A 12,954-nucleotide genomic window follows, 5' to 3' on the forward strand; every position below is an offset into this window, starting at 1 on the left:
ACTGGCGCCCTGCGATATTGAGCCAGCACTCGCATGAACCGCACCCAGCCAGGGAGGCTGCCTTGACGCCCTTCTCGTCACCTTGCGTCGCACCCGTGAGCCCCACCGCCCGTGAGGCCGCCCGAGTTCGTTTTTTTACCGAACGAAGACAACGTTGTCATCGTGCCGTGCCCATCGCCTTGCCCGGCGGGGCGCGGCATCTCCTGGCCGCCGTGCTTCTGGCGACGCTTGCAGCCTGCGGCGGCGGTGGGGGTGGCGCCTCAACGCCTGCGGGCAGCAACACCACTACCCCGCCGCCGCCTGAGGCGCTGAAGGTCTACGAGATCTTGTTGCCCGCGAATATCTGGGCAGACGGCACCCGCAAGGACGCTTCGATCGCTTTGAGAGCCACCGGCGGCGATGGCAAGAACACCTGGAGCGTCGATTGCAGCCCCACACTCGAGTGCAGCATCGCCGACAGCGTCCTCTCCGTGGTGTCCCGCGCGCAAGACAGCTTGAGCCGAGCAACAGTCACCATGACAGTGACGGATGGAACCGGTGCCCGCGCGTCCGCAACCCAGAGCGTCAACGCCTGGCCCAAGGCGATGACCCATGGCCTGCAGAGTGTTGTGGGTGCGGTCGACCGGCCGGGCTTGCACCTCCTGATCCTGGGCGATGGCTTCTCGGAAGCGGAGACCAGTGCCCTTCAGGAGATTGCGGTCACCTTCAAGGAGAAATTCTTCCGCCATCCGGAGATTGCCGCGCATCGCGCAGCATGGAACATCCACCGGATCGTCGTCCCTCCCGACGCGGACCCCGCGAACCCTGCCCAGACGCGCTCGCGCTTCGATGCGGTGATCGGCTGCCAGGGCATTGACCGGTACCTCTGTGTGGATGCCGCCCAGACGCAGCGGATCGCCGCGCTCTACGTGCCGCACTACACCCAGGTGCTGGTGGTCGTGAACAGCCAGGTCTATGCCGGTGGTGGTGGCCCGGTGGCATCGGTCACCCGCAACCCGGCTGCGCTGCCCCAAATCATCCATGAGCTCGGGCACAGCTTTGCAGGCTTGGGTGACGAATACGTCGATGGCGGCGCTGCGGCGCTGCCCCAGAATGCGTTCCGGGAGGGCTGGTATCGCAACGGCACCGCCTACACCGACCGAGAACGCATTCCGTGGAAGCACTGGATCGAGCCCGGCATGCAGTTGCCGACCCTCCAGTCCGTGTTCCCGGCGGGCACGGATCCCGTGGGGTTGTTCGAGGGCGGCGTGTTCTTCGCAAAAGGGGTCTATCGCCCCACCTACGAGAGCTTCATGCGCTTGAATGGTGATGCGCCGGTCGGCCCCGTGAACGGCGAGATCTGGGCCCAGGCCGTATACGGCCGGGGCGGCGCATGGGTCGAGACGGCCCCTGCCGAGACGGGCTCAGGCAGCGGCCCGGCGCTGGACCGCAACGCGCAGCCGGTTGGCGGCTGGCTCTTCAAGGCCCAGCCGGTGATGGACAGCACGATCTGCGAGACGCGCTGGTATGTGAACGATGTCGAACGCATCGATCAGCGCGGGGCCGGCCAGTTGGTGGTGGCCGACACCGGGGCGCTGAAGGTGCGCGTGGAGTTGGTGGATCTGACGGGCCGCGTTCGCCAGAATGCAGGCGTGGTGAGCACGCTGAAATGGAGTGTTCAATGAAGCCGTCGTTTCTCTTCATCGCGATGGCCTTCGGCCTCGCTTCGGCAGGCGCCGCCTCGGCCGGCGAGTTCGTAAACCTCGAACTGCGCGTCACGGCCACGGGCCATGAGCTGCTGGCGGCGCGGCGCTTCCAGGCGCCGCAGGGGTCGGCGAACGCCTGGAACGTCACTGCGGGCCCGCAGCTGGGCTGGCAGTTGCTCGATGAGCAGGGCCAGGTGCTGTCCACAGGGGCCGTGAGCGACCCCCGCGTGCTGCGGGGTCCGTTCGAGCCCGGCAAGGGGCACGCCATCATCGTGTTGCCGGCCACCGACTACATGCTGCGCGTGCCCGCGGACGCGCGAGCGGCGGATCTGCGACTGCTGCCGCTGGCGAAAGTCGCGTCGACCCACGCCGGACCCACCGCCCAGCAGGCGGCGCAAGGCGAAGGCGGGACCGGCGTGCCGGCTCAGCGCATCGACGTGCGCGGCTTGATGCAGGCCTTGAGCAAGCGCCCGTAGCGCCTGCGCATTCAGCTGCCGAGCGACTCGTACAGCGTCACCAGCTCCTGGGTGAGCTTGTGGCGCGCGTCGAGGTGGATCATGGGCCTGGACAGCTCGTGCGATTCCTTGACCTTCACGCTGCTGGACAGGAAGGGCTGCAGCACCGGCAGCCCTTCGTCGATCAGCTCCTGCACCACACGCTGCGGCAGCGACGCGCGGGCCTGGAACTGGTTGACGACGATGCCTTCGACGTGAAGCTCGGGCGCGTGGTCCGCACGGATTTCCTCGACAGCCTCCAACAACCCGTACAGCGCGCGGCGCGAGAAGTCGTCGCAGTCGAAGGGGATGAGGCAGCCCTGGGACGCGATCAGCGCCGAGCGCGTGTAGAAGTTCAACGCGGGCGGCGTGTCTATCCAGATCTCGTCGTAGGCGTCTTCAAGCTTCAGCAGCGCATCGCGCAGCTTGTAGATCTTGTAGCGGCTCTCCAGCTTGCCGTGCAGTTCGTCCAGTTCGGCGGAGGCCGGCATCACGTGCAGGTTCTCCCAGGGGCTCTCGACGATGAAGGCCATCGTGTCGCCTTCCTTGATGCTGAACTTCAGCGTCTGCCCGAAGAACTCCGCCGAGCCGGCCAGTTCCCCGTCGGCCGCGTCGCCCAACAGGTAGCGCGTGGTGTTTCCCTGGCAGTCCAGGTCGATGACGAGCACGCTCTTGCCCTGGGCCGCGGCGATCGCCGCCAGGTTGCTCGTGATCGTGGACTTGCCCACGCCGCCTTTTTGGTTGAACACGACTCGCCGCATGACCGCTACCTCCGGTTGGTTGCGGCGATTGTGCACTGCACAAAAGTCAGCTGGCGGGCGCGTTCTTCAACGGATGTGGGATGCCGCCGTCGCCATAGCTGCGAACCACCTCGGCGATGACGACCTGGTAGCCCTTCAGCCAGCGCGCCTGGGCCTGCTTGGCTTCGCGGTGGGTCGGGTGGCTCATCAGCTGCTGTAAGGCCTCCATCGAGTTCCAGTAGTAGACGTTGGAGATCAGCCCCGTGGCGGCGTTCTCCCAGGCCTCTTCCCCCAGGTAGCCGGGGATGGCGCGGGCGATCTGCGCGATGGTGTCGTCCAGAGCGAAGAATTCGGCGTCGTACTCGCCCTTGGCGAAGGTGAAGGTCGAAGTGAACATCAGCGCAGGGTCTCCAGCGCCCGCTCGACGAAGCGCCGCGGCACCGTCGTCTTGGGCACCCGCACCGGGAACCAGCTGCGGATGTCGCTGTCGACGCCGATGCCGTGCATGAAGTTGTAGAGCCCCTTCTTCAGCCCCTGGCCCAGGCCGTCGTGGTCGGTGGGCGTGGGGTCGATGAAGGCGATGTCGTTCTTCGCGAAACGGCCCGGCGGCAGCGGCTGCAGCGTGACGCCGTATTCCGCCGGGTTCAGGCCCACCGGCGAATGCACCGTGCAGGCAAAGCGGTGGAAGAAGCCGCTGTGGATGCAGCCGTTCTCGAACAGCTGGCGCACGTACTCCAGCGCGTCCACGGTGTCCTGCGTCGTCTGCGTGGGAAAGCCGTACATCAGGTAGGCGTGCACCAGCACGCCCGCGTCGGCGAACGCCTTGGTGACGCGGGCCACCTGCTCGATGGAGACGCCCTTCTTCATCAGCTTGAGCAGCCGGTCCGATGCCACCTCCAGCCCGCCCGAGATGGCGATGCAGCCGCTGTCGGCCAGTAGCTGCGCCAGCTCCGGGGTGAAGGTCTTCTCGAAGCGGATGTTGCCCCACCACGAGATGGCCACCCCGCGCCTTATCAGCTCCTCGGCCAGCGCCTTCAGCGCCTTGGGCGGCGCGGCCTCGTCGACGAAATGGAAGCCCGTCTGCCCCGTCTCCTTCACGATGGCCTCGATGCGGTCCACCAGCACCTCGGCGCTCGCCGCCTCGTAGCGCGAGATGTAGTCCAGGCTCACGTCGCAGAAGCTGCATTTCTTCCAGTAGCAGCCATGCGCCACCGTCAGCTTGTTCCAGCGCCCGTCGCTCCACAGCCGGTTCATGGGGTTGAGCATGTCCAGCAGCGACAGATAGCGGTCCAGCGGCAAGCCGTCCCAGGTCGGCGTGCCGACGTCGTCGAAGGGAATGTCGGGCTCGACAAAGTTGGTGTACTTCACCGCATCGCCGTCGCGCCAGAACGTGCGCACCAGGCGCGTCTTGGAGCGCTTGCCTGAGACGTGCTCCAGCAGCGCCAGCAGCGGCCGCTCGCCGGCGTCCAGCGTCACGTAGTCGACGAAGTCGAAGACCCGCGGTTCGGCCAGCTCGCGCAGCTCGGTGTTGACATAGCCGCCGCCCAGGATGGTGACGACATCCGGCCGCGCGGCCTTGATGGTCTGGGCGATGCGCAGCGCCGCGTAGACCGAGCCGGGGAAGGGCACGGACAGCAGCACGACGTCGGGCTGGTGCTGGTCCAGCGCCGCCAGTGTGAGGCGCTGCAGCGTCGTGTCGACCAGGTTGGCCGGCGCCGCGAGCGCCTCCGCCAGCGGGTCGAAGTGCGCCTGCGCGGCGGCCAGGCTTTCGGCATAGCGGACGAACTCGAAGCGCGCGTCCACCGCATCGCGCAGCACGTCGGCCAGGTCGTTCAGGAACAGCGTGGCCAGGTGGCGCGCGCGGTCCTGCAGGCCCAGGGCGCCGAAGGCCCAGGCCAGCGGGTCGCCGCCGTCCTCATCGACGTAGGCCTCCAGCGACGCGAAGCGCGCGCCCTCGGGCAGGAAGGCGCGCGCGTTGATGCGATGCGCCACCGTCGGGTCGCGGCCCTGCAGGAAGGCGATGACGCGCGGCGTGGCTGCGGCGATGGACCCGAACTCGGCGGCGAACCAGGCGGTCTGCGGCGTGCGCTTCGCGTCAGGCAGGGCCCGCACGGCGTCATGCAGTTGCGCGAGGCCGGCTGGGGTGAACAGCTCCAGCACCAGCGCCAACGCCAGGTCCACCTGCCGCGCATCCATGCCGCGCGAGCGCAAAAAACCGGTCAGATAGGCCGTGGACGGGTAGGGCGTGTTCAGCTGCGTCATAGGCGGGATGACGGCGAGCACGCGGGGGGACGGGGACGACATGGGCGAATTGTCGCGGCCCGCCGCAAAACGGGCGGTCCTTGGCGTCAGCGGTACGAGATCAGCACGCCATTCACATGCCGCTCCTGCTTGAACGCCTTTGATCCCAGAGCGCCAGAGACCACGAGTTCAGCCTCCGAAGTCCATTGGAGCTTCAGCGGCACCGTTCCGTCAGCGATGAAGGTATTGCCGCCGCCATCCGGGACGGGATCCCCCGTTCGGACGATGGAAATCTGTGTATTGAAGCCCGTTGTCGCACCGCAGTTGCGAGAGAACACGACGGCACGGAGATCGCCGCCGGGCGATGTGGCATCTGCGATGGGCTCGTTTCCACAAGCCACGTCGCACCCCACAAGCGCCGCTGAAATCGTCAACGCGACAAGCGCCGCGATGGTCCGCATGGACTTGCGTGAAGGCGTCGTCATCTATCGGCCACTGGCTTTCGCAGCGGGTGCGTCGGCCTCGCTCAGTTCCATCGACCTCTCGACCGCGAGCTCCCTGGGCACGAAAGGATTCGTCAGCACAAACCGCTTGGCTGAGCCCTCGCGGATCAGCAGCAGCTCGTGCGCGAAGCTGCTGCGGAACAGCCGCTCGAAAGATCCGTCCTGCCTGGCCAGGGCGAGACCCTTTTCCAGCCGCTCCGCCATCTGCGGCTCATGGATGTTGACGTAGAAGATGACGGGCAGCGGGAAGTAGAGCGTGATGTCGGGCAGCAGCATCAACTGGCCGGCCAGGTCCGGGCGGCTGGCCAGCGCGGTCTCGGCGTCCGTCAGGCTGATCGGGATATAGTCGATGCGCTTCCTGGCCAGCATGTCGAACAGCGAGGTCGGGGTCGGCATGTCGTTGACGCGGTAGCCGTTGTGCCGGTAGATATCGACATCGACCCAGCCGTTCGCCTGGCCGACAACCAGCGCCTTCAGCTCATCCGCATGCTGGATGTTCCTGAACCGGTCCAGATCGTCGCGGCGGATCAGCAGCCGCCGGTAGCCCAGCAAGTCCTTCAGGATGGGCAGGTTGACGCGCAGGCTGCGCTCCGGCAGCTTGTCCTCGCTGGTCTCCAGCGGGCGCCACGGCCCGGCATGCACGTTCACCACTTCGCCGCGGTTGATCTCACGCCTGAGCCTGGAGGTGGAGTAGCTCTGCACCACCCTTGAGAGCTGGTAGGGGCCGTAGTCCTTGACGGTCTTGTCGAGGGCCAGCGTCAGCAGCGCGAACTGATAGTCGTCGCGCTTCGGCGTGGCGCCCCAGTCCCAGTAGCGGTAGTGCATGCGGGCCTTGGCGGGCGTCGCTGCGGGTTCAGCGTTGGTCGCTTGCGAGGGCGCCGCGCCCAGGCCGAGGAAACAGCCTATAGCCCACGCGGCGAGCGTTGCGAAGCCAAACCCTCCCGTGTCACAGGCGCGATTCAGAGCCATGCCAGGGACAGCGCCGGCCAGACCACCAGGCCGACGGCGATGAACACGCCCAGGAACAACGAGGAATACCAGCGAAACACCTGTTGAACCGCGTTTGGCAGCCTGCCGAAGAGCCCTCTGCCCGACTGCAAGTTGCCGCGCTCCGGATGGAACCAGATGCATGCACAGAGCAACGCCCAGGGGACGAAGATCACAGGGCCGGCCAGGGTCGCCGCCACGGCGGCAGCCTCTGCCGGGCCATAGATCATCGCTGCGAGCAGCGACCCGATGCCGAGCAGCGAAGCCGCGAGAAACCACCAGCGATGGGAGAACCAGCGAGCGGCGATCTGTGTGGCGAACTTTGGGGTCATGGTGACGGGACGTTGCTTGATGCGCAGTGGCCGGGTCTCTTATCCCACCAACCATCCCGCTAGCTTCTCCGCAATCATCAGCGTCGGCGAGTTGGTGTTCCCGCTCGTGATCGTCGGCATCACGCTCGCGTCGGCGATGCGCAGGCCCGTCACGCCGCGCACACGCAGCCGCGAGTCCACCACCGCATCGGGGTCGTCCTTGCGGCCCATCTTGCAGGTGCCCACGGGGTGGAAGATGGTCGTGGCGATGTCGCCGGCCAGGCGCGCCAGGTCCTCGTCGGTCTGGTGCTCCGGCCCCGGCTTGTGCTCCACGGGCTTGAAGCCCGCCAGCGCCGGCTGCGCCACGATGCGGCGCGTCAGCTTCAGGCTCTCGACGGCGACCTGCTTGTCGGCGTCGGTGGCCAAATAGTTGGGCCGGATGGCCGGCGCCACGCCCGCGTTGGGCGACGTGATGTTCACCGTGCCGCGGCTGGTCGGGTTGAGGTTGCAGACGCTCGCCGTGAAGGCGTCGAAGCCGTGCAGCGGCTCGCCGAAGGCGTCCAGCGACAGCGGCTGGACGTGGTATTCCAGGTCGGGCCAGGCCTTGTCGGGGCTTGACCGAGTGAAGGCACCCAGTTGTGACGGCGCCATGCTCATCGGGCCGCTGCGGCGCAGTGCGTATTCCAGGCCGATCAGGGCCTTGCCGAACAGCGAGGCCGAGCGCATGTTCAGCGTCCTGGCGCCTTCCACCTTGTAGACGGCGCGGATCTGCAGATGGTCCTGCAGGTTGGCGCCCACGCCGCGCAGGTCCTGCTCGACGGTGATGCCCAGCCCCTGCAGCAGCTCGGCCGGCCCGAGGCCCGAGAGCTGCAGGATCTGCGGCGTGCCCACGGCGCCGGCGCACAGGATGACCTCGCCGCCCGCGTTCACCCAGGGCTGCTCCACGCCGTGCGGCGTTAGCACTTCCACGCCGCTGCAGCGCATGCCCGTGTCGTCTCGCATCAGCCGCAGCTTGCGCACCTGGGCGCCCGTCCACAGCTCGAAGTTGGGCCGGCCGAAGGTGGTGGGCCGCAAGAAGGCCTTGGCCGTGTTCCAGCGCAGGCCCTTCTTCTGGTTGACCTCGAAATAGCCCACACCCTCGTTGGTGCCGGCGTTGAAGTCGCCGGTGGCCGGGATGCCTGCCTGCTGCGCGGCGGCTGAAAAGGCGTCGAGGATGGGCCAGCGCAGGCGCTGCTGCTCCACGCGCCATTCGCCTTTGTGGCCGTGCGTGGCGGCAAAGCCCTCGGGCGCGGTCTTGGGGTCGTCCAGGCGCCAATGGTTCTCGTGGCGGCGGAAGGCGCGCAGCACGCGCTCCCAGCGCCAGGTGTCGTCGCCCGTGGCCTCGGCCCAGTGCTCGTAGTCGCGGCTCTGGCCGCGCATGTAGATCATGCCGTTGATGCTGGAGCTGCCGCCCAGCACCTTGCCGCGCGGGTAGCGCAGGCTGCGGCCATTCAGGCCCGGCTCCGGCTCCGTGCTGTAGCACCAGTCGGTGCGCGGGTTGCCGATGCAGTAGAGGTAGCCGACAGGGATGTGGACCCAGTGGTAGTCGTCCTTGCCGCCGGCCTCAATGAGCAGCACGCGCTTCGTCGGGTCGGCCGTGAGCCGGTTGGCCAGCAGGCAGCCGGCGGTGCCGGCGCCCACGATGATGTAGTCGAAACCTTCTTTTGCCATGGGCCCGAGGGTAATTCACTCGCCCTGCGGATTCCCTGACGTCAGTCCGTACCAGTCCAGCTTGCGCGTCAGCGTCATGACCACCGCCAGCACGATGAACAGCAGCACCGCGCCGATGACCAGCGCCGTCTGCTCCCGGCTCAGCAGCACGTAGAGCGCGCCGTACAGCAGCGCGATGCCGCCGCCAAACGCCGCGCCGCGCAGCCAGCCGCCCAGCATGGCAGCGGCGTACTGCGTCAGCACCAGGGCCGCCGCGCCGGCTGCGATCAGGTAGGCCACCAGGAAGGGCAGGTGCTCCGACAGGCTCAGCAGCAGCAGGAAGAACAGGCTCAGCGCCAGGCCCACGAGCAGGTATTGCACAGGGTGCACGCGCCGGCCTGTCAGCAGCTCGGTGAGGCCGACGGTGACGAAGGTCAGCGCGATGAACATCAGGCCGTACTTGATGGCGCGGTCGCTCATGACATAGGGGTTCACGGGGTCGATGAGTTCGACGGCGAGGACGTCCAGGCCGCCCTTGGCCTGCCGGGTGGCGCCATCGGTATAGGGCACCTGCACCGCGCCGTCGTTCAGGTTGGGCAATGCGTGGCCGGCCTGCACGTCGGCCACGGCGGTGCTGGCCAGCGAGGACACCTGCCAGCGCGCCGAGAAGCCGCTGACGCCGACGTTGTGCTCGATGGGCAGGAACTGCCCCGTGAAGCTCGGGTGCGGCCAGCTCGACTGCAGCGAGATCTGGGTGTCGCCGGCCGCCGGCACGATGCCCAGTCGTTGGCTGCCGACGAGGCTGAGCTTGAGCGACACGGCCAGCGGCTCGTCGGTGCGGACGTCGGGCAACACGGCATGCAGGCCGCCGCGGAAGGCCGGGTGGGTGGTGCCGGGCAAGACAGCGAGCTCGCGACCGTCACGCTTGAGCTCCGCTGTGCGGATGCCGCGAGAGTCGCTCAGCGCCACGACGACGGCCGGGTCGCCGCAGGCCATGCGGCCGTTGGCGTGCTCGGCCTTGGGCAGCAGCGCGGCCAGGTTTTCCCAGCGCGCTTCGGCGTTGAGCTGACTGGCGTAGGTGTTGATCTTGAAGAGGCCGCGCTTGCGCACCTCGGGGCTGACGGCGCCGCTGATCTGCAGCTTGGCCGGCGCGGCCGTGAGCCAGAAGTCGCGCGACTCGGTGACTTCCGTTTTGTTGTCGCTGTGCACGGGCCAGCTCTCCTTGCAGGCCCGTACGAGCAGCGGCCCGACGAGGGCCTGCGGCCCGGCCAATGACTGTTCGACACTCTGCGACGCCTCGCGCTGGCGGGTCTGGCGCTCCTGCACAAGACCGCCAATTTGCGCGAGCACGGCGCACAGCAGGATGGAAACGACGGCCAGGATGGCCAGCTTGAGAAAGAGGGCTTGTCTGTTCATGCCGCCAGCATCGCCAGCGGTGGTGAGGACACGACGAAGTGTGTGAAGTCGCTGTGAAGTCAGCGCGGAAGAACGAGGCTCACCTTCAACCCCGGCTCCGCCGCCTCGAACGCCAGCCGCCCGCCATGCAGCTCCGCCACCCGCCGCGCGATGGCCAGGCCCAGGCCCGAGCCCTTGACCAGGCTGCCGGGCCGCGCTGTCGAGAAGAAGCGTTTGCTTAAGCGCGAGAACGCGGCGGCCGGCACACCGGGGCCGTGGTCGCGCAGCGTCAGCCGCGCCGTCGTTGGCGTCGCGCTGACGGCCAGCTCCAGCGCCGAGCCGACGGGCGCGAAGTCGATGGCGTTGACGAGCAGGTTGCCGAAAGCCAGCTCCAGCAACGCGACATCCACGTCCGCCGCCACGTCGTCCCGTGCCGTCCAGACGATGCGCAATTCCTTCTGCGCCAGCCGCGATGCCTGGCGGTCCAGCTGCGCCTCGGCCCAATCCACCAGCGCCAGGCGTTGCCGTTCACCCAGCCCCAGCTGAGCTTCCAGCTGCGACAGCCCCAGCACGCGCTCCACCAGCGTCTGCAGGCGTGCGGTCTGGTCCAGCACCTGGGCGGCAAAGCGCTGGCGGTCGGCGGCGGGCAGTTCGTCCTGCAACAACTCGCCGCTGGCACGCAGCGCGGCCAGCGGGCTCTTGAGCTCATGCGTCAGCGCGCGCACGTCGTGCTCCAGCTGCTCGCGGCCCTCCAGGCGCCGGCGCATGTCGTCCATGGCGTTGGCCAGGTCGCCCAGCTCGCCGGGCATGTCCGGCGGCGCAATGGCCTGGCCGGCCTGCGCCTGCTGGGCATAGCGGCGCAGCCGGCGCACCGAGGCCACCAGCCACAGCGTCACCGCCACGCCGACGATGAGGCTGGCCGCCAGCAGCGCCGCGCCCGCCCAGAAGACACGGCGCTCGGCGCGGTCGATGAAGCGCTGCACGCTGGCCACCGGCTTCGCGACGCTGACGACGCCGAGCTTGCGGCCGTCCTTCATCACCGGCGCGGCCACGACGAGGACGGTGCTCAGGTCCCGGTGCGTCTCATAGGGCGTGGCGCGGGCACCGTAGTCGCCGCGCAGCGTCAGCGCCACGTCGCGCCACTGCGAGTAGTCCTGGCCCACGGCCGAGGGCTGGCCGGAGTCCAGCACGACGCGGCCGTTCGCGTCGGTCACGTAGATGCGCAGGTCCAGGCTCTGCTTGCGCAGGCCCCAGATCATGGCGTCCACCTCGCGTTGGGCATAACGATGCAGCTGGGCGGCCAGGCGGCTGTCGGCCGTCAGGTGGCCTGCGCCGTCCATCTCGTCGGCGGCGGTCTCGGCCAGCAGGTTGGCCGTGTCCACCATCAGGTCTTCCATGACCTCGCGCACGCTGGGCTTCACCTCGGCCAGGAAGACCTTCAGCAGCAGCACGGCGCTCAGGCCGGCGATGAGGAAGAAGCCGAAGAAGACGCGCAGGCCCAACCGCATCAGGGCTCCAGGGAATAGCCCATGCCGCGGTGGGTCTTGATTGGGTCCTTACCCGGCGCCGCCTCGCGCAGCTTGGCGCGCAGCGTCTTGATATGGGTGTCCACCGTGCGGTCACTGCTGTCGGCGCTGACGCCCCAGACGGTGTCCAGCAGGGCCTCGCGCGAGTGGATGCGCTGCGGCGCCTGCAGCAGCTTGAGCAAGAGGCCCAGCTCCAGCTTGGTGAGGTTGAGCAGTGCGCCGTCCAGCCGCACGCGCGAGCCGTCGACGGCAAAGCCTATTGACGGTGCAGCCGGGGCCGGGGCTGCCAGCGCACGGCGCAGCAGCGCCCGCACGCGCGCCACCAGCTCGCGCGGGCTGAAGGGCTTGGCCAGGTAGTCGTCGGCGCCCAGCTCCAGGCCCAGCACGCGGTCCATCTCCTCGCTGCGGGCGCTCAGCACGATGACGGGCAAGTGCTTCAACGGCCCGGCGCGCAGCTCGCGGCACAGGTCCAGGCCGTTGCCGTCGGGCAGGCCGATGTCGAGGATGAGCAGCTCGGGGGCCGGCGCGGCGCGCAGACGCTCGCGCGCCTCGGCCAGCCAGGCGCGGTGCTCCACGGTGAAGCCTTCGCGCCGCAGCGCGAATACGACGGTGTCCGCGATGGCGGGGTCGTCTTCCAGCAGCAGCAGGGTCGTCAAGCGCGCCTGCCCTGGCTCAGCCGACCGTCCGGGCCGCCAGCACCGGGAAGAGCTTGATCAGCCCGTCGGCCAGCAGCTCTACCGCCAGCGCGGCGAGGATGAGGCCCATCAGCCGCGTCATGATGTTGATGCCCGTCTGGCCCAGCACCTTGGCGATCTTGCTGCTGGCCGAGAAGGTGATGAAGGTCACCAGCGCGACGACGACGCCGTAGCCGCACAGGATGGCCAGCTCCCACCAGACGCGCGTCTTGTCGGCGTAGATGACCATGGTCGAGATGGTGGCCGGCCCCGTCAGCAGCGGGATGGCCAGCGGCACCACGGCGATGCTGGCACCCGCGTCGGCCTTGGTGTTGCCTTCGGAGACATCCTCCTTGCGCGCCTCGGCCGGCTGGGCGTTCAGCATCTGCAGCGAGCTGATCAGCAGCAGGCAGCCGCCGCCGACCTGGAAGCTGGCCAGCGAGATGCCGAAGAACTCGATGATCTTCAGCCCGAACAGCGCACTCAGCGCGATGACGATGCCGGCGGTGCAGGAGCTGACCAGGATGGTCTTGCGCCGCTGCTCGCGCGGCAGGCTGCTGGTGAAGTGGATGAAGAAGGGCACCACGCCCACCGGGTTCACGATGGCCAGCAGCGCAACGAGGGGCTTGTAGATGTCCATGGCGGGCGATTGTGGCCGGTAGGATGCCGTCGCGGCCGCTGCCCGAGGTCTTTGCCAGCCTTCATTGGC

13 protein-coding genes are annotated in these 12,954 nt (G+C 68.2%); 2 read left to right on the forward strand and 11 right to left on the reverse strand.

All coding sequences use genetic code 11. The annotated features are described in order from the left end of the window. The first annotated feature begins 95 nt into the window (after positions 1 to 95). Both ACXRVZ_RS06110 and ACXRVZ_RS06115 read left to right on the forward strand, forming a co-directional pair. A complete protein-coding gene (locus tag ACXRVZ_RS06110; RefSeq protein ID WP_457418701.1) occupies positions 96 to 1,664 on the forward strand; it encodes a M64 family metallopeptidase in 1,569 nt (522 codons plus the stop codon). After that, positions 1,661 to 2,161 (forward strand): hypothetical protein, encoded by a 501-nt coding sequence (locus ACXRVZ_RS06115; RefSeq protein ID WP_457418703.1) that lies wholly within the window; start codon positions 1,661 to 1,663, stop codon positions 2,159 to 2,161. The genes ACXRVZ_RS06110 and ACXRVZ_RS06115 overlap by 4 nt, the downstream gene beginning before the upstream one ends. Before the next feature lie 11 nt (positions 2,162 to 2,172). On the opposite strand, the gene ACXRVZ_RS06120 is transcribed toward ACXRVZ_RS06115, so the two are convergent. From ACXRVZ_RS06120 to ACXRVZ_RS06170, 11 genes are read right to left on the reverse strand one after another with little or no spacing between them, the layout of a single operon-like run. Next, positions 2,173 to 2,940 (reverse strand): ParA family protein, encoded by a 768-nt coding sequence (locus ACXRVZ_RS06120; RefSeq protein WP_457418705.1) that lies wholly within the window; start codon positions 2,938 to 2,940, stop codon positions 2,173 to 2,175. A 46-nt stretch (positions 2,941 to 2,986) separates the two neighbouring features. Beyond that, positions 2,987 to 3,316: an antibiotic biosynthesis monooxygenase family protein gene (locus ACXRVZ_RS06125; RefSeq protein WP_457418707.1), complete on the reverse strand. Its 330-nt coding sequence runs from the start codon at positions 3,314 to 3,316 to the stop codon at positions 2,987 to 2,989. Further along, complete coding sequence (locus ACXRVZ_RS06130) at positions 3,316 to 5,223, reverse strand: B12-binding domain-containing radical SAM protein (protein ID WP_457418709.1); 1,908 nt, start codon at positions 5,221 to 5,223, stop codon at positions 3,316 to 3,318. The genes ACXRVZ_RS06125 and ACXRVZ_RS06130 overlap by 1 nt, the downstream gene beginning before the upstream one ends. A gap of 44 nt (positions 5,224 to 5,267) precedes the next feature. Then, on the reverse strand, positions 5,268 to 5,621 hold the full coding sequence (locus ACXRVZ_RS06135) for a hypothetical protein (protein WP_457418711.1): 354 nt from the start codon (positions 5,619 to 5,621) through the stop codon (positions 5,268 to 5,270). A gap of 24 nt (positions 5,622 to 5,645) precedes the next feature. Next, positions 5,646 to 6,632, reverse strand: a complete 987-nt coding sequence (locus tag ACXRVZ_RS06140) for a hypothetical protein (protein ID WP_458232243.1) — start codon at positions 6,630 to 6,632, stop codon at positions 5,646 to 5,648. Then, a complete protein-coding gene (locus tag ACXRVZ_RS06145; protein WP_457418715.1) occupies positions 6,623 to 6,982 on the reverse strand; it encodes a hypothetical protein in 360 nt (119 codons plus the stop codon). The genes ACXRVZ_RS06140 and ACXRVZ_RS06145 overlap by 10 nt, the downstream gene beginning before the upstream one ends. 39 nt (positions 6,983 to 7,021) lie before the next feature. After that, positions 7,022 to 8,671 carry a GMC family oxidoreductase gene (locus ACXRVZ_RS06150; protein ID WP_457418717.1) on the reverse strand — a complete coding sequence of 550 codons (1,650 nt, stop codon included), beginning with the start codon at positions 8,669 to 8,671 and terminating at the stop codon, positions 7,022 to 7,024. 15 nt (positions 8,672 to 8,686) lie between these two features. Further along, positions 8,687 to 10,066, reverse strand: a complete 1,380-nt coding sequence (gene creD / locus ACXRVZ_RS06155) for a cell envelope integrity protein CreD (RefSeq protein ID WP_457418719.1) — start codon at positions 10,064 to 10,066, stop codon at positions 8,687 to 8,689. A gap of 59 nt (positions 10,067 to 10,125) precedes the next feature. Next, the gene (gene creC, locus ACXRVZ_RS06160; RefSeq protein WP_457418721.1) at positions 10,126 to 11,553 is read right to left on the reverse strand and encodes a two-component system sensor histidine kinase CreC; all 1,428 of its coding nucleotides are present in this window, start codon (positions 11,551 to 11,553) and stop codon (positions 10,126 to 10,128) included. Next, entirely contained in the window at positions 11,553 to 12,227 is a 675-nt protein-coding gene (gene creB, locus ACXRVZ_RS06165) for a two-component system response regulator CreB (protein ID WP_457418723.1), read from the reverse strand. Before creB ends, creC begins: the two co-directional genes overlap by 1 nt. Positions 12,228 to 12,243: 16 nt before the next feature. After that, the gene (locus ACXRVZ_RS06170) at positions 12,244 to 12,885 is read right to left on the reverse strand and encodes a MarC family protein (protein WP_457418725.1); all 642 of its coding nucleotides are present in this window, start codon (positions 12,883 to 12,885) and stop codon (positions 12,244 to 12,246) included. Positions 12,886 to 12,954: the final 69 nt, after the last annotated feature.

Source organism: Roseateles sp. P5_E8 (genome assembly GCF_054177665.1).